14 protein-coding genes are annotated in these 15,984 nt (G+C 66.4%); 7 read left to right on the top strand and 7 right to left on the bottom strand.

The genetic code is table 11. From position 1 onward, the window contains the following. Positions 1–293: 293 nt before the first annotated feature. Genes KXD96_RS26375 through KXD96_RS26365 form a run of 3 tightly spaced genes read right to left on the bottom strand, consistent with a single transcriptional unit; the run spans position 294 to position 4,355 of the window. Positions 294–1,925 (bottom strand): class I adenylate-forming enzyme family protein, encoded by a 1,632-nt coding sequence (locus KXD96_RS26375; RefSeq protein ID WP_225601218.1) that lies wholly within the window; start codon positions 1,923–1,925, stop codon positions 294–296. Beyond that, positions 1,925–3,169 carry a cytochrome P450 gene (locus tag KXD96_RS26370; protein ID WP_225601217.1) on the bottom strand — a complete coding sequence of 415 codons (1,245 nt, stop codon included), beginning with the start codon at positions 3,167–3,169 and terminating at the stop codon, positions 1,925–1,927. The genes KXD96_RS26375 and KXD96_RS26370 overlap by 1 nt, the downstream gene beginning before the upstream one ends. A 1-nt stretch (position 3,170) precedes the next feature. Further along, entirely contained in the window at positions 3,171–4,355 is a 1,185-nt protein-coding gene (locus KXD96_RS26365; protein WP_225601216.1) for an amidohydrolase family protein, read from the bottom strand. Positions 4,356–4,579: 224 nt separating this feature from the next. Between KXD96_RS26365 and KXD96_RS26360 the strand changes: the two genes are divergently transcribed. Continuing rightward, on the top strand, positions 4,580–5,605 hold the full coding sequence (locus KXD96_RS26360) for an acyl-CoA dehydrogenase family protein (protein ID WP_225601215.1): 1,026 nt from the start codon (positions 4,580–4,582) through the stop codon (positions 5,603–5,605). Between the two features lie 4 nt (positions 5,606–5,609). Further along, positions 5,610–6,776, top strand: coding sequence for an acyl-CoA dehydrogenase family protein (locus tag KXD96_RS26355; RefSeq protein WP_225601214.1), 1,167 nt, complete (start codon positions 5,610–5,612; stop codon positions 6,774–6,776). Positions 6,777–6,817: 41 nt separating this feature from the next. On the opposite strand, the gene KXD96_RS26350 is transcribed toward KXD96_RS26355, so the two are convergent. Beyond that, the gene (locus KXD96_RS26350) at positions 6,818–7,612 is read right to left on the bottom strand and encodes an SDR family NAD(P)-dependent oxidoreductase (protein WP_225601213.1); all 795 of its coding nucleotides are present in this window, start codon (positions 7,610–7,612) and stop codon (positions 6,818–6,820) included. A 12-nt stretch (positions 7,613–7,624) separates the two neighbouring features. Next, on the bottom strand, positions 7,625–8,389 hold the full coding sequence (locus tag KXD96_RS26345) for an SDR family NAD(P)-dependent oxidoreductase (RefSeq protein WP_225601212.1): 765 nt from the start codon (positions 8,387–8,389) through the stop codon (positions 7,625–7,627). Between the two features lie 152 nt (positions 8,390–8,541). Between KXD96_RS26345 and KXD96_RS26340 the strand changes: the two genes are divergently transcribed. Genes KXD96_RS26340 through KXD96_RS26330 form a run of 3 tightly spaced genes read left to right on the top strand, consistent with a single transcriptional unit; the run spans position 8,542 to position 12,577 of the window. Continuing rightward, positions 8,542–10,212, top strand: a complete 1,671-nt coding sequence (locus tag KXD96_RS26340; protein WP_225601211.1) for a thiolase C-terminal domain-containing protein — start codon at positions 8,542–8,544, stop codon at positions 10,210–10,212. 16 nt (positions 10,213–10,228) lie between these two features. Then, entirely contained in the window at positions 10,229–11,428 is a 1,200-nt protein-coding gene (locus KXD96_RS26335) for an acyl-CoA dehydrogenase family protein (protein ID WP_225601210.1), read from the top strand. 30 nt (positions 11,429–11,458) lie between these two features. Beyond that, positions 11,459–12,577, top strand: coding sequence for an acyl-CoA dehydrogenase family protein (locus KXD96_RS26330; protein WP_260741816.1), 1,119 nt, complete (start codon positions 11,459–11,461; stop codon positions 12,575–12,577). Here the strand turns inward: KXD96_RS26330 and KXD96_RS26325 are convergent. Further along, positions 12,574–13,512, bottom strand: a complete 939-nt coding sequence (locus tag KXD96_RS26325) for an alpha/beta hydrolase (RefSeq protein ID WP_225601236.1) — start codon at positions 13,510–13,512, stop codon at positions 12,574–12,576. The genes KXD96_RS26330 and KXD96_RS26325 overlap by 4 nt on opposite strands. After that, a complete protein-coding gene (locus KXD96_RS26320) occupies positions 13,512–14,348 on the bottom strand; it encodes an SDR family oxidoreductase (protein WP_225601208.1) in 837 nt (278 codons plus the stop codon). The genes KXD96_RS26325 and KXD96_RS26320 overlap by 1 nt, the downstream gene beginning before the upstream one ends. Positions 14,349–14,494: 146 nt before the next feature. On the opposite strand from KXD96_RS26320, the gene KXD96_RS26315 reads away from it, so the two are divergent. Then, positions 14,495–14,689 (top strand): ferredoxin, encoded by a 195-nt coding sequence (locus KXD96_RS26315; RefSeq protein ID WP_225601207.1) that lies wholly within the window; start codon positions 14,495–14,497, stop codon positions 14,687–14,689. A 133-nt stretch (positions 14,690–14,822) separates the two neighbouring features. Next, positions 14,823–15,950: an amidohydrolase family protein gene (locus tag KXD96_RS26310; protein WP_225601206.1), complete on the top strand. Its 1,128-nt coding sequence runs from the start codon at positions 14,823–14,825 to the stop codon at positions 15,948–15,950. The last annotated feature ends 34 nt before the right edge of the window (positions 15,951–15,984 follow it).

The following is a 15,984-nucleotide window of genomic DNA, read 5'->3' as shown; positions in this document are numbered from 1 at the left end:
GCTGGGGAACCAATCTTCTACACTTACCCCCGGCGGTGGGGGCTTCGCGTCGCCTCCTAGGCATTGAACGTAACCGTTGATGCCAGTGTCAGCGTGAGCAGACGACGCCCCCATCAGCAAGCCCGGCGCGACGAGCAGAGCGGAGATGGCCATGCCGACCGCCGCAGCAACGTAGCTGGAACGCAAGCTCAAACATACCCGGATATCGATGGCTAACCGCCCTTCAGTCGTTTGCTGGCCGGTTGGCGGAACCCGCCGTAGCTGCCGGGCGTCTTCGCCCCCGAAGCGGACTTTCAAAATGACCCACCACCCAACAGCCTGACCAGCCCCTGGCGGTCGAGCTTGCCGGTCGGCAGCATTGGTAACTCGCTCTCGTCGAGGATCGCGATGACCATCGGCACCTTGAACCCGGAGAGGTTGGCGCGGGCGTGGGCGGCGACGGCGTCGGTGGACAGTCGGGCGCCGTGCGCCGGCACGACGGCTGCTCCGACGACCTCGCCGCGTACCGGATGGGGCAGGGCGACCACGAAGCTGTGCAGCACACCCGGCATGGCGTCCAGGACCGATTCGACCTCGGCCGGAGAAACATTGGACCCGGCGGTTTTGATGAGGGCGCTGGCGCGACCGGTGAAGTGCAAGTGCCCGGCGTCGTCGAACCATCCGCGGTCCCCGGTGTCGTACCAGCCGTCGGCGGTGAACACCTCGTGGCGTTCCTGTTTGTAGATCCCGCTCATCAGGATCTGGCCGCGCACTTGGATCTGGCCCTCTTGCCCTGGCGGCGCCTCAACGCCCGCGGTGTCCACGATTCGGTGTTGCACGAGCCCGGGCAGTGGGATCCCCCAGGAGCCGCGCCGTTGTGGGGGCAGCGGGGTGTCGGGCACCTCGACCATGGTGTGCGGGCCGCCGGTTTCGGTCATGCCGAGCAGGTTGGGGGTCAGTTCGGGTTCGCTGGGTCGGCGTTCGGGTGGCAGCGCCTGCAGCATGGTGCCGCCCCTGACGCTGGATAGGTCGCGCTTGGCGAAGTCGGGGTGGTCGGCCATGGCCTGACTGGCCTGTGCCCAGCACGAGATGAAGGTGGCCCGCTCCCGTTCGAGCAGCGCCAGTGTGGCACCGGGTTCGAAAACATCTTGGGCCAGGATCGCGGCTCCGGTCGAGAGTGCCTGCAGCACAACCATGGTCAGTCCGCCCACCCAGAAGAACGGCATGGGGGAGTAGATGCGGTCGGCGGGCGTGACTCCGCGGTGCTGAGCCAGGATGGCCGCGTGGCGCACCAGGCTGGCGTGGGTGTGCGCGACGGATTTCGGTAGTGCCGTAGTGCCCGATGTCGTGACCAGCACGAGCTCATCGGACGGTCGGACCTCCTGTTCGGCGGAACCTGTCAGCGGCGCGACCGGGCCGGTACTGCCCGGCCACGGCGTCGTCCACGCCCGGTCGCAGGCGGGCCAGACGTGCACCCGGCGCAGGTAGGGGACGGCGGCAAGGGCGATCGCCGCGTCACCGTCGGCCAGGCCGGGCAGCGCGTCGGCTACCCGCGTAACGAGGTCGTGGCTCGCGATCGACCGGCCCATCAGGAGCACCTGGGTGTCGGTGTGGCGCAGCAGCCTGGCGAGCTCGGCGCCCGGAGCGAATGTCGACAGCGGGACGGTGAGCGCGCCGATGCGTGCCGCGGCCAACCACGCGATGAGCCATTGGGCGCAGTTGGGGAACAGGATGCCGACGCGGGTTCCCTTGCCCACGCCTGAGGCCAACAGCGCGTCGGCCAGTGTTCTGGACTGCGCGTCGGCCTCCGCAAAAGTCAGCCGCTCCTCGTCGGTGACCAGGAACTCGCCGTCAGGCTTCGTGCGCCGCCGTGACAGCAGCTCGGGGACACTGCCCGGCAGGCCGGGGGGTGCCGGATCGTCCGACGCGGTCTGCGCCGCGCCCATCAGCCGACGTGCACCGGGACGTGCGAATAGCCGGCGACGTTGGACATCGTCACCCGCCGCAACCCGTCGGTGTTCACCGTGAAGCGCGGCCAGTGCTCGCGGATTGCGTGCAACGCCACCCGAGTCTCGAGCCGCGCTAGCCAGGAGCCCAGGCAGCTGTGGGCGCCGTATCCGAAAGCCAGGGTGGTGGAGCCGCCCCGCCTGATGTCGAACGCGTCGGGTTGGTCGTAGGCTCGCGGGTCGCGGGTCGCGGCCCCGGTAACCAGCAGCGTCGGAGATCCGGCCGGAATGGTGCCGCCGTCGAGTACCACATCACGGGTGGCGAACCGGCCCTGATACTGCGAGGGCGGGTTGAGCCGCAGCATCTCCTCGATGGCTCCCGGGATCACGCCGGGGTCGGCGAGCACCAGCTCCCACTGCTCGGGATTGTGGTGGAAGGCCACAACTCCGTTGCCCACCAGCTTGGTGACCGTTTCGCTGCCCGCCGCCGCGATCAGCACCGCGAACGTGGCGATGTCCTCGTCGGTGAGCCGATGCGTCACCCCGGACTCGTCCTCATAGGTCGCGTCCACCAGCCTGCTGATGATCAGGTCGTCGGGCTGGCGGCGTTTCTGTTTGGACAGCTGCAGGAAGTAAGCGTTCATCGCCATCGAGTCGGCGACGCCACTTTCGGTGGCGAAGGGGTTGTTCGGCTCGCGGTGCAGGAACCCGTCGGTCCAATGCCGGATCTGCTGGCGCTCTCCCGGGGGGACGCCGAGCATCGAGGAGATGATTTCGACCGGGAACAGCGCCGCGAAGTCGGCCACGATGTCGAAATCGTCTTCGCCCTTCAAAGCGTCGACGTAGGACGTCACGACGTCGGTCACCAGCGGCTCCAGGTTGGCGATCGCCGCCTTGGTGAAGACCTGGCGGACCAGCTTGCGAAGCAGTTCGTGTTCCGGGGGATCCATGAGGATCAACATCTTGAGCTCGTCGAACCTGCGGCGCATCGACAGTGCGTCCAGGGTGACCCCGTAGGCGCTGCTGAATGTCTCCCAATCGCGGTGGGCGGCAACGACATCCTCATTCCGGGTCAGGGCATAGAAATCCCACCGCTCGCTGTAGTACACCGGCGCCTCGTCGCGCATCCAACGGTAGGTCTCGTAGGGGTCGTCGAAGAAGCTGTCGGAGTACGGGTCGAACTCCATCGGGGAGCCATCCTCGCGTGGTTTGGTGGCCGATCCCGCACCGTGGTCGGTCGACATCTCAGGCGTCTATCCGCATCATGTTCGACAGGGTGCCGCCCATCACCATGGCGATCTCGGCGTCGCTCAGCTCCGGGTGACGGTCGGGGTAGCTGAGCGGGTCGGCCAGTCCCTCCGGATGCGGGTAGTCGGAGCCGAAGAACAGGTGATCGATCGGCACCAGCTTCGCGAGTTCGGCCACGTTCTCCTCCCAGAACGGATTGAAGTAAATGCAGCGGTGGATGGCCTCGACCGGATCCTCGCTGTAGAGCTGCGGCATCTTCTTGCGGGTGTCCCTGAGGTTCTCCAGCAGCCGCGGCAACCAGGTAGTTCCGTTCTCCACCATGCCGATCCGGAGCTCCGGGAACCGCGTCAGCAGTCCGTGGCAGGCCAGCGCCGCGACCGCGTCCTCGGCCGGGTTGCGAGCCAGGCTGTAGTAGGAGCGGAACGGCGAAGGCTGGAACGGCCGGAACTCGCCGGAACCCTCCCAGTCGTTGGCGTACCGGGAATACCCGCTGTCGGAGGCGTGCATGATGACCAGCACGCCGGTCTCGACGACCCGCTTCCAGAACAGGTCGAATTCGGGCAACGCGAACGACCGCGGGCCGTGCAGCCCGGGTACCGGCGCCGGCCGGATCAGGATGGCGCGCGCACCGCGCTCGACCACCCAGTTCAGTTCGTCGATGGCCTTCTCCACGATCGGCAGGGTGATGATTGGCGTGGTGAAGATGCGGCCCTTGTAATCGAACTGCCAGGTCTCGTGCAACCACTGGTTCAGGGCGTGAATGATCGTGTGAGTCGCCTCGGGGTGCTCGCGGAAGCGTTCTTCCACCAGGCTCGCCAGCGTCGGGTACATCATCGACTTGTCGATGCCCTGTTCGTCGAGCAGCGCCAGGCGGGGCGCTGGTTCACGGAACGCAGGAATCGACTCGATCGCTTTCCCCAGAATCTCGCGGTGCGGTTTGCCTTCGGGATTGCCGTTGTGGAAGTAGTCCTCCTGGGCTCCCGGCGCAGCGACCTTGTCGAAGGTCGGGTTGGGGATGTAGTCGCTGATCTGTCCCAGGGTGGCGATCTTGGTGCGTCCATCCACTTCCACGTACCGGATTGCGCCGTGGTACTCCGGCGGCAGGAACTGGGTGAGCGCATCGCGTGTCTCGTACATGTGGTTATCACCATCGAAGACCGGAAATCCCAATCGCGACGTCATTGAACTCCTCCTCGTGCGCGGCCAAGCATGCGATGCCGAATGGCCCCACTCAACCAATGTGACAATTAGGTGTTGCGATTGACTCTAGCATTGAGTGCAGAAAAAGAGGATATAAGTTTACTTTTTCGTCGTGCTTCAGTCCGCGACCCGGTAACGTTCCTTCTGCGACGGTGCTTGCGTGTTGCCGAATGTCGAGCATTGTCACGATCGCCAGGAGGAATTAGGTGGATCTATCGCTGACGCGGGAGCAACGCGCGGTCCGGGACGCGTTCGCGGCCTTGTTCAGGAAACAGGCCACGCCACAGCGGGTGCGTAGCGGAGAGCCCACCGGTTTCGACCCGCTGCTCTGGCGGCATTACGCCGATATAGGTGCGCTGGGTATCGGAGTGCCCTCGGACTGTGGGGGCGGAGACGGCGGCCTCCTCGAACTGGCCTTGGTGGCCGAAGAAGCCGGCCGACGCCTCGCCCCGATCCCCATCGCCGAGACCGCGGCCGCGGCCCGAGTGTTGGGTCGCCTGCGCGAGAAGGAACTGCTGGTAACGGTCCTGAGCGGATCGGTCATCGTGTCACTAGCCACCCAGCCCGGCTCGGCCACGCCCCAGTGGTTAGTCGACGGTGCAATCGCGGACGCTGTGCTGGTTCTCGACGGAGACTCATTGATGTACGTGCGCCGCCCGGACGGCCTGCCCAAGACCGCACACCGCAACCTCGGCGGACTGTCGCTGGCCCAGTGGCACACCCCGGGCGCAACCACCGTCCTCACCGAGGGCAGCGAGGCGCGCGCGATCTTCGACACCGCGGTCGACGAGGTACGCGTGCTGCGCGCGGCGGCGCTGGTCGGGTTGGCCTTCGAGGCCGTAGCGATCGGCTCCCGGTACGCGATCGTGCGCGAGGCGTTCGGCCAGCCCATCGGCATGTACCAAGCGGTCGCGCATCCGTTCGCCGACGCGGTCACCGCCCTGGATGGTGCCCAGCTACTGGTCCGCAAGGCCTGCTGGGCAATGGATTCCACGCAGGACGACGCCGCCGCGTTGGCGGCGATGGCGTTCGTGTTCGCCGCCGAAACGGCCTACCACGCGGCGACGCACAGCCTGCACGTCCACGGCGGATACGGGTTCATGGAGGAATACGACATCCAGCTGTACTACCGCAGAGCCAAAGCGTGGGCGGCGGCGTTCGCCGACCCGCGGCGCGAGCTGCTCACTGTTGCGGACCGGCGGTTCGGCCCCGTGACGACCGAGGGTCGGTGACGCGATGGACTTCAGCGAACCTGAGAACTCGGCCCGAATTCGGCGCGAGGCGGAAGAATTCACCGCCGAACATGTCACCCGCGACGTCATCGAACACGAGCGCCGGACCGGCGACGGCGTTGATCGCGCGCTAACCCGCAAGCTGGGAGAGCGCGGCTGGATCGCCTCGGGGTGGCCGGTTGCCGAGGGCGGCGCCGGAATGGATCCGTTCGAGGCGGCCGCGCTGTGGAACGCATTGCGCAAAGGGGGAGTGCCGACCGCCGGCCCCGGAACGACCATGCTGCCGGCCAATGCCATCCGCGCCACCGGTTCGGCGGAACTCAAAGCCAGAATCCTGCCAGGCGTCGCCGCCGGTGAGATCCTGATCTGCCTGGGCTACACCGAGCCGGCAGGCGGCTCGGATGTGTTCGCGTGCGCGACCCGGTCTCAGCGCGATGGCGACGAGTGGATTGTCAACGGGCAGAAGATCTTCACGACGTTCGCCCATCTTGCCGACTACTGCTTCCTGCTCACCCGCTCGCAGCCCGGATCGGTGGGACCGCGGGCCCTGACGATGCTGCTGGTACCGCTGGATACGCCAGGTATCGAGATCCAGGCGGTGCACACCATGGGTCACGAGCGCACCAACATCGTGTTCTACAACGATGTGCGGGTTGCCGACGCGAACCGCGTCGGTGAGGCGCACGAGGGCTTCGCGGTGATGCGGGCCGCGCTCGAGGCCGAGCAGAATGTTGCCCCCGGTTCGCGCACGGGGTGGGTCGCTGACGATGCACTGGAGTTCGCCCGCACGCACCGCGGACCCGACGGCGCCAAGCTGATCACCGATGTCCTGGTCCGCGAGCGCCTGGCCCGGATGGCGATGGAGGCCGAGGTGGCGGACCTGCTGGACTTGCGGGTGGCCTTCCTGGATGCCGAGGGGGACAAGCCGGGACCGGTATCGGCCTTATTCGGTCCGGAAAGCTATGTGCGCGCGTCGGCCGCGGCGATCGACATCAGCGGGGCCGCAGGGATGATCGACTGGACCGATCCGCAGAGCGCGGTAGACGGCGCCTTGGACGCGCACTACCGGAGTGCGGTCGCGACAACGATTTACGGCGGGTCCAGTGAGGTGCTGCGCAGCCTCATCGTGGAGAACCGGCTGGGATTTCCGCGCAGCCGTCCTCGGCGGTGACGTGCGCGCCACCCGGACAACACGCTGAGAAGGCAACGCGCTCAGAGGAAGTCACTGCCACCGTCGACGTTGATGTGAGTGCCGGTCATATACGTGTTGTCCGGTGACGCGCAGAACGCGATGACGGCGGCAACCTCGTGAGGCAGCCCGAGCCGGCCCAAATCCACCGACATGCCGTGACCGCGCCCCAGCAGTCCGAAGGCACCCACGGGGTCATCCGTCGCGATCCCGGCGGAGGCGAGCACCGGCCGTGCCCAGTCGGTGAGAATCGGACCCGGGGCGACGGCGTTGACCAAGATGGCATCGCTGGCGAGACTGCGGGCGAGGTTCTTCGTCACGCTGAGTAGCGCGCTCTTGGCCGCGGTGTAGCTCACCAACCCCGCCGACTGGTGCTGCACTGACATCGCGGTCACGTTGACCACTCGGGCCCACTCAGCGGCTCGCAGCAACGGCAAGGCCGCACGCACACATCGAACCGCGGACAACACCCCCTGGTCGAATGCCGCCATCCACTGCGCGTCGCTCAGGTCCTGAAAGCGACCCGCCCCGGTCGGACCGGCGGCATTGACCAGCACATTGAGTCCGCCCCACCGCACGCCAACCATCGCAAAGACGGCGTCGACCTCCGACGCCGAGCTCAGATCCGCGTTCAACGTCAGCACTTCCGGGCTGCCGGCGTTCGCCAATGCCGTGGCGGTCTCCGTCAGCCGGGCTTTGTCCCTGCCGATGACGCCGACCCGCGCGCCCTGTTCGGCGAGGCACACCGCGGTCGCGAGTCCGATGCCGCGGGTGCCCCCCGCGATCACCGCGGTGGCATCGGCGAACCCAAGATCCACGATGCTCTCCTGTCACTTCGGCGCGAACCGTTGGCCGGCGTCGAGGCGGATGGTCGCGCCGTTGAGCATCTGGTTCTCGACGATGGCGAGCGCCAGGGCGGCGTACTCATCGGGCCGGCCCATCCGATGCGGGAAGGCCGCGTCGCGGGTCAGCTCATCGGCCATCGCCTCGGGAATTCGCGACGTGATCCCGGTCGCGAACAGGCTCGGCGCGATTGCGGTGACCCGAATGCCGAGTTTGCCGAGATCGCGGGCCATGGTCAGGGCCATGCCGGTGATGGCGGCCTTCGCGGCACTGTAGGCGACCTGGCCGATCTGCCCTTCGAACGCCGCGATCGAGGAGGTGTTGACGATTACGCCGCGTTCGTCGTCGTCGGGCTCGTTGCGACTCATGTGCCAAGCCTGTAATCGGTTCAGATTGAAGGTGGCGATCAGGTTGAGCTCGATGACGGACCTGAAGGCGTCCAGGGAGTGAGGCCCGCTCTTGGACAGCGTGCGCGCCGAGACCCCGCCCCCCGCTGTGTTGATCGCGATGTGCAGGGCTCCCAGGTCTTCCACGGCCGCTTCCAGCGCGGCCTCCACGCCGTCGCTGTCGGTCACGTCGCACGGGTGAAACGACGCGCTAGCGCCCAGTTCCTTGGCCACGGCGGCGCCGTCCGCCGTCGGCAGGTCCAGCACGGCTACTCGTGCGCCCCGCTCTGCCAGCCGTTCGGCGGTCGCCCGTCCCATGCCCGAGGCGCCCCCGACGACCACCGCGGCGCTGTCCTTGACCTTCACACCAACCCCTGTCTGCGGTCACGACTGATTGTCCTCCTACGAGGTCATCACAGTACAGATAAGTAGAGTAACGCTCTACTGCTATGACTGATCATATATTCGTAATCTGTTACGGTTCGTGTCGGTTGTCGTCGGTTGTGAGCGGAGGTGTGATGACAGAGCCCGGCCCCGGCGAGCAGGTTGTGCGGCCCTTGCCCCAAGCGAGCATCGACAGCGAAGCGTTCTGGGCAAGCGGAGCCGACGGGCGGCTTCGGATCGCCCAATGCCAGGCGTGCAGCCGGTACCACCACCCCCCGCTTCCCGTCTGTCCGCACTGCCGCAGCGTTGAGGTAACAATGACGCCGGTGTCGGGACGCGCGACAGTCGCCGGTTTCACCGTGAACCATCAGCAGTGGCTGCCGCGCTTCCCGCCGCCCTATGTCGTCGCCGTCGTCGCTATCGCCGAAGACCCGTCGGCCCGGCTCACCACGAACATCGTCGGCTGCGAGCCCGAACACGTCGCCATCGGCCTGCGGGTCAAGGTGGTGTTCGAGCAGCAGGACGATATCTGGATTCCACTGTTCGAGCCGGATTCCGAGGCCGCCGATGCCGGCCCGGTCCCCGGGCCCCGTGATCTCACTCGCGACGTGCGGCCCATGTCGTCCACCCGCAAGTTCGAAGACAAGGTGGCGCTCACCGGGGTCGGCAGCTCGACGATCGGGCGTCGCCTCATGGTCGATCCGCTGTCACTGACCGTGACGGCGTGCCTGCGCGCTGTGGCCGACGCCGGCCTAACGCTGGACGACATCGGCGGCTTGGCCACCTATCCGGGCGGACTTGCCGGGGGGATGTCGGAGGGCGGGGTCACCGCGGTCGAGGAGGCGTTGCGCATTCGGCCCACCTGGATTGCGGGTGGGGCTGAAGTTCCCGGGCCCAGCGGCAGCGTCGTTTCCGGCATGCTCGCCGTCGCCGCCGGACTGTGCCGGCACGTGTTGTGCTTTCGGACAGTCTGGGAATCGACTCATACCGCCCTGGCCAGGCGCGCGAAGTCCGTGGGAGGGCACAGCCGGGCGTCGGGCATGTTCGAGTGGCGCGCGCCGTTCGGCGCCATGTCGGCAGCCAACTGGATCGGGGTCAACGCTTCGCACTACTTCTGGCGCTACGGTGGCGACCGCGCTTCGACGCTGGCCCCCATCGCCCTGACGGCTCGCGCGAATGCTTCACGGAATCCGGCGGCGATCTACCGCGATCCCCTCACCCTGGACGACTATCTGTCGGCGCGGATGATCAGCTCGCCGTTCGGCCTCTACGACTGCGACGTGCCGTGCGATGGGGCGATCGCGGTGATCGTGTCATCGATTGACACCGCGGTGGACCGCCCGAAACCTCCGGTGCTGGTTGAAGCGGTCGGTACCCAGGTGCTCGACCGGATCTCTTGGGACCAGGACACTCTCACGCACGAACCGCAGGTGTTTGGTCCCGCGACGCATCTGTGGACCAGAACCAGCCTGCGGCCCGACGATGTCGACGTCGCCGAGCTCTACGACGGATTCACCTTCAACGCCGTCTCGTGGCTGGAGGCGCTCGGGTTCTGCGGTCTCGGTGAGGCCGGGGATTTCCTCGACGGCGGAACGACGATCGCGCTGGACGGGAAGTTGCCGCTGAATACCCACGGCGGTCAGTTGTCGGCCGGACGGACCCACGGCTTCGGCTTTTTGGCCGAGGCCATCGCGCAACTGCGCGGCGAGGCGGCCGAGCGACAGGTCGCCAACGCCCAGGTTGCGGTCGTCACTACCGGGGGCGGAACGCCCGGTGGGGCGCTGCTGCTGCGACGGGGGAACTGATGCGGAGGACGGACGGATGAAGCTGGAACAGGATCCGGAGATCGAGGGTTTCCGCGCCGAGGTGAGAGATTTCCTCGAGAAGCACCGCCCGCCGGTGCGCACGATGGGTAAAGCGGGGGTGCGTGCGCCCGACTCCGAGGACATTCCCGCCCTGCGGACATGGACCGCCCAGCTGTTCGAGGCCGGATATGTGGGCGCTGACTGGCCCGTCGAATGGGGCGGTGTCGGCACCAAAGACGCACTCCGCGCGACCGTCGTCGGCGAAGAAATGGCGCGGGCTCGGGTGCCCACGCCGATCGGCGCCGGCCTGCTGGCCGCCGCGGCCCTCATCCACTGCGGGCGGCCCGACCAGCAGAGGCGCTACCTGCCCCGGATCCGGACCGGCGAGGACATCTGGTGCCAGCTATTCAGCGAGCCCAGCGCCGGCAGCGACCTGGCGAGTCTGGCCACCCGCGCGCGTCGCGACGGCGATGACTTCGTCGTCGACGGTCAAAAGGTCTGGACCACCAACGGCCAACACGCGCAACTCGGCTACCTGTTGGCGCGAACCAACCCCGATGCGCCCAAGCACGCCGGCATCACCGCGTTCGTCCTGGACATGACGAGCCCGGGCGTCGACGTGCGGCCACTGCGTGAGATCACCGGCACCAGCGACTTCAACGAAGTCTTCTTCGATGGTGTGCGGATACCCGCGGACAACGTGCTCGGCGGCGTCGACCAAGGCTGGAAGGTCGCCACCACCAGCCTCGTCGAGGAGCGCTCCAGTGTGGGCGCCGCGGGCATCATCCAGTTGCGTGCGGTGCGCGATGCGGTGGCGATGGCACGGTCGCTGCGACGCGGATCCGCCCCAGCGCTGGACAGTGATGCCGTCCGCCAAGACATTGGTCGGCTCTACACGGCCGCGCGGGTCAGCGTTCGGCTGGGCCAATACAACTTGTCGCGCGCGTTGAGTGGCGAATCCGATCCCGGCGACGCTCCGCTGGCCAAGGTGCTCTACAGCGAGACCAATCTCGCGCTCACCGAGTTCGGGCTCGGGCTGCAGGGCACCGATGCGCTGCTCACCGAAGACGACCCCGAGGCGATCGCGGGCGGCTGGTGGCAGGACGCCTTCCTTTATTCGCGGGCACTGACAATCGCCGGTGGTGCCAACGAGGTATTGCGCAACATGATCGCCGAGCGCTCGCTTGGATTGCCCAGGGAACCGCGCGGTTCTTGACGTCTCCGGAGGTAAGTCGTGGATTTCACCATGAGTGATGAACAACGGATGCTCCTGGAAAGCAGCCGCAAGTTGCTGGCACGCGAATCGCCGATCAGTCGCGTGCGCGAACTCGCCGATCAGGATGAGCACGGCTACGACGACCGCGTGTGGCAGTTGGGCGCGGAACTGGGATGGGCCGGGCTACTCATCGCCGAGGAGTATGACGGTTTGGGGCGGGATCTGGTGGACGTCGCGCTGATCGCCGAGGAACATGGTAGGAGGGTGCAGCCGGGCCCGCTCATCGGTAATGCCCTTGCGGCAGTGGCGATCTCACAGTCGGGACGCCACGACCTGTGCTCGGAGATATTGCCGCTGCTGGCCGGTGGCCGGGGTGTCGCAGCGTGGGCCTTCGCGGAGTCGCGCCAGCCGTGGGACGCCGACGAAGTGGGCGCGGTGGCTACCGAACACGCCGGGGGCTTCCGGCTGCGCGGCATCAAGGTCGCCGTGCAGGACGCCGACGGCGCGGGCTGGATTGTGGTCACCGCCCAACTGGGGGGTCGCCTGGCGCAATTCCTCGTCGACGGACGGGCCGCGGGGATCGGTATGCGGCGACAGCGCACCCTCGACATCACCCGGCGCCTCGACGAGGTCGAGTTCGACGATGTAGCGGTACCGTTGTCGGCGCTGCTGCACGCAGGCGAGGCGGCGGAAGCGGCGGTGGCGCACCAAAATCGTTGTGGCGCAGTTCTCGTCAGCGCCGACAATGTCGGTGTCGGTGAAGCCGTGTTGGAGATGACCGTCCAGTACGCAAAGCTGCGGGTGCAGTTCGGGCGCCCTATCGGTAGCTTCCAGGCCGTTAAACACAAGTGCGCGACGATGCGGATGTGGCTGCAAGCCTCGAAGGCCGCGACCTATTACGCGGCGATGGCCGTGGCTGCCGATGCGGATGATGCCGAGGAAGCCGCCAGCGTCGCCAAGGCTTACACCTCTGCGGCAATCGCCGCTCTGACCAGCGAAGCCCTTCAGGTGCACGGCGGTATCGGCTTCACGTGGGAACACGACCTGCATCTCTACCACCGCCGGGCCAAGGCGAACCAAGTCCTATTCGGTGATCCCTACCTGCACCACGAGCGGCTCGCGGCGGCGCTGGAAAAGGCGACCGCCTAGCCGATAGTGCGCTGGCCGAACTGGCGCGCCAGCCAGTCCGCGCTGTCGCGTGCCGCGGTTCGAGCCACCGCGGTGTCGGCGAACATGTCGAAGCCATGCACGGCGCCCGCGTAGACGTGCAGTTCGGTGGGTACCGCCGCCCGGCACAGTCGCGCCGCGAAGTCGATCGACTCATCACGCAGGCAGTCGGCCGTGCCGACACCAATGAAAGTCGATGGCAGACCACTTAATTCGGTCGCCCGCGCCGGCGCCGCATCTCCTGGCACGTCTTCGGTGCGATACCGGTCACCGAGGTAACTGCGCCAGCCGAACGCGTTGGATTCCCGGGTCCAAACTGGCAATCCTTCGAGCTGGCTCGACGTGGTGAGGCCGCGGTCATCGAGCATCGGATACTCCAGGTATTGGAATGCCAAGGGGACGTTCGCGCCGTCGCGGCACCGCAGGGCCAGGCCGGCAACGAGTGCCCCACCGGCACTGCGTCCGCCGATCCCGATCCGCTGCCGGTCGATGCGGAGATCATCGGCGTGCTCGACGATGAACCGCAACCCGGCCTCGCAGTCGTCCAGCGGTGCGGGGTAGGAAGCTTCGGGTGCCAGCCGGTATTCGACGCTGATGCAGACACAACCCAATGAGCGGGACCACTCGATCAGGCGCGCATCGTCCATGTGCCGGTTGCCGATCACCATCCCACCGCCGTGCATCCAGTACAGGACGGGCGGCTCGTTGGCGGATTCGACGGGTCGCAGCACGGACAGCGCGATACCACCTGCTTCTGTGGTGAGTTCGATGCGCTCGACGTCGGGTGCGGACTGTGGCTCGAACATCGACCCGCTGCGCATGGCCGGAAGTTTGTCGAGCGAGAAGTCGAAATCCGGAAATCCGTGCAGGCTTTCGCTGATCTCCGGGTCGATCCAGGTCGCTCCGATCGCCGCCATCAACTAACACCCGCAAGGTGCTTGCCCGCGCCCACCAGTCCACCGTCGACGCGGATGTCGCAGCCGGAGATGAACGCCGCGGCATCGGACTCCAGGAAGGCCACCGTGGCGGCGATGTCCTCGGGCCGCCCTGGCAGCGGCCGGTCCGGACGTTTTACCGGGGTCACCTCGATCATGACCGGGATGATCTCCTGACGATCCAGTTCCAGCCTGCCCATCGGTGTGTCGATCAGGCCGGGCGAGATCGCGACGGTGCGTCCGCCCATTTTGCCCCACGGCGTGGCCAGCCGTTCCGCTAGCCGGGTCACGCCGCGTTTGGCCAGGACATAGGCCGTGGCACTGTCGAGCGCCTTGCCCAGGGCCTGTTCGATGGCAGCGAGGAACCCGTCGGCCAGCGGATCGTCCAGCAACGGTTCGACGGCGGCGGGAACGTCGCTGTAGCCCGCGATCGATCCGATCAGGACCGCGGAACTGCCCGGGTTAACCAACGAGAACAAGGCGTCAGTGATGCGCACCGATCCGGCCAGATCGACGTCGAGCACTGTCGCCGCATCGGCCATTTCCGGTGACATACCCGCGGTGTGCACGAGGCAGCGCAGACGCCCAAGCTCGCGTACCCGATCGGCGACCGCGGCGACGTCGGCGGGGGAGGTCACGTTGCAGCGCAGCGTCTCGACGTCAGCCCCATGTCCGCTCAGGGCCTTGCGCGCCTGCTCGAGGAGATCCTCGCGCACGTCCACGAGCAGCAGACGGCCACGATCGACCAGTGCGCGGGCGCAGGCCAGCCCCATACCGCCCGCACCCCCGGTGATCACCAGAACGTTGTCCACAGTCATCCGGCTCCTCTCATCGGCGGATCACCACCGGCCCAGCCGCCCGACGAATCCGTCGACAAGCGGCAGCGTGTCATACACGTAACTTAAAGCATGCGATAAAAGAGACCTAGGTTGTCCCAAAAAGAATGTGATGGTCTACTCGACTTATGAAGGTGACAGTCGACCCCGATCTCTGTGAAGTCAATGGATTATGCGTGCTAGCGGCCCCCGAGGTGTTCGATCTTGTCGATGACGACGTCGTCGACATCCTGCTTCCAGAACCGCCGTCCGACATGGAGTCGGCCGTCGCCGACGCAGTGATCGCCTGCCCTAAGCAGGCATTGCGACTATTTACGGACTGATGCCAGCGCCGAATGCAGCACCCTGAATGCACATCTAGATTGCAGAATCTGAACTTATCGTTCTACTCTGAGGGAAGTCGGCTTACGGCTGACGTGAGAGCGTGTTTACCCGCCTGTGCCATGAGGAGTCCCTATGCTGCCCGACGACGCCAAGATCATCTCCGTCGACGACCACGTCATCGAACACCCCCGAGTGTGGCTGGATCGCGTGCCCGCCAAGTACGCCGAGGTGGCTCCGCGCATCGTCAAGCTGCCCGACGGCAACGACACCTGGCTCTATGAGGGCAGTAAGTCCGGGAACTTTGCCCTCAACGCCGTTGCGGGCAAGCATCCCCGCGACTTCGGGATGGACCCGCGCAGCTACGACGACATGTTGCCCGGGTGTCATGACATCGCCGACCGCATCAAGGACATGAACATCGAGGGCGTGTGGGCGCAGCTGTGTTTCCCCAACTTCGGCGGATTCGCCGGCAGCACATTTCACAAGGCCAAGGACAAGGACTTCGCGAAGCTGTGCATCAGCGCCTACAACGACTTCATCCTCGACGAATGGTGCGCCTACGCCCCCGAACGTCAGATCCCGCTGATGATGGTTCCGTTCTGGGATATCGAGGCCTCGGTCGCCGAAGTCGAGCGCACTGCGGCCAAGGGCGCGAAGTCCATCTCCTTCATCGAGGCGCCGCACAAGGTCGGGCTGCCGTCGTTTCACACCGACCACTGGGATCCGCTGCTGCGCGTCTGCGAGGAAGCAGGATTGCCGCTGTCCATGCACTTCGGCTCCGGCGGGATGCCGCAGGGGCTCGCCCCCGACGGCGACCTGTTCATCGGCATCGCGTTGTTCGGGTTGAACTCGATGATGGCCACTGTCGACCTGCTGATGTCGGAGGTGTTCTACAAGTTCCCCAAACTCAAGGTCGCGCTGTCCGAGGGCGGCATCGGATGGATGCCCTACCTGTTGGAGCGCATCGACTACTCGTTCGGCCGGCACAAGTACTGGTGCAACATCAACGCCGACAAGTTGCCCTCGGAGCTGTTCCGCGAGCACATCTACGGCTGCTTCATCTCCGACCGGTCCGGGATCGAGCAGCGCCACCGCATCGGCGTGGACAACATCATCTTCGAAAGCGACTACCCGCATTCGGATTCGAACTGGCCGCACACCCGCAAGCTGCTCGCCGAACACCTGGTCGACGTGCCGGACGACGAGGCACGCAAGATCGTCGAGCTCAACGCCCGCACCCTGTACAACTTCTGGGGCTGAACGCCCGCGCGCGGCTCGAAAGGTGATCGATGAC

It is taken from the genome of Mycobacterium sp. SMC-2 (assembly GCF_025263485.1).
Taxonomy (GTDB): Bacteria; Actinomycetota; Actinomycetes; order Mycobacteriales; family Mycobacteriaceae; genus Mycobacterium.
Note: the sequence above shows the minus strand (reverse complement) of the source record. Positions and strands in the feature narration are given on the sequence as shown.

Excerpts from the sequence above, each read along its gene's own strand:
- KXD96_RS26365 (WP_225601216.1), bottom strand. The coding sequence starts at position 4,355 with ATGACGTCGCGATTGGGATTTCCGGTCTTCGATGGTGATAACCACATG.
- KXD96_RS26370 (WP_225601217.1), bottom strand. The coding sequence starts at position 3,169 with ATGTCGACCGACCACGGTGCGGGATCGGCCACCAAACCACGCGAGGAT.
- KXD96_RS26325 (WP_225601236.1), bottom strand. The coding sequence starts at position 13,512 with ATGGCGGCGATCGGAGCGACCTGGATCGACCCGGAGATCAGCGAAAGC.
- KXD96_RS26330 (WP_260741816.1), top strand. The coding sequence starts at position 11,459 with ATGAGTGATGAACAACGGATGCTCCTGGAAAGCAGCCGCAAGTTGCTG.
- KXD96_RS26315 (WP_225601207.1), top strand. The coding sequence starts at position 14,495 with ATGAAGGTGACAGTCGACCCCGATCTCTGTGAAGTCAATGGATTATGC.
- KXD96_RS26355 (WP_225601214.1), top strand. The coding sequence starts at position 5,610 with ATGGACTTCAGCGAACCTGAGAACTCGGCCCGAATTCGGCGCGAGGCG.
- KXD96_RS26335 (WP_225601210.1), top strand. The coding sequence starts at position 10,229 with ATGAAGCTGGAACAGGATCCGGAGATCGAGGGTTTCCGCGCCGAGGTG.
- KXD96_RS26340 (WP_225601211.1), top strand. The coding sequence starts at position 8,542 with ATGACAGAGCCCGGCCCCGGCGAGCAGGTTGTGCGGCCCTTGCCCCAA.
- KXD96_RS26320 (WP_225601208.1), bottom strand. The coding sequence starts at position 14,348 with ATGACTGTGGACAACGTTCTGGTGATCACCGGGGGTGCGGGCGGTATG.
- KXD96_RS26310 (WP_225601206.1), top strand. The coding sequence starts at position 14,823 with ATGCTGCCCGACGACGCCAAGATCATCTCCGTCGACGACCACGTCATC.
- KXD96_RS26375 (WP_225601218.1), bottom strand. The coding sequence starts at position 1,925 with ATGGGCGCGGCGCAGACCGCGTCGGACGATCCGGCACCCCCCGGCCTG.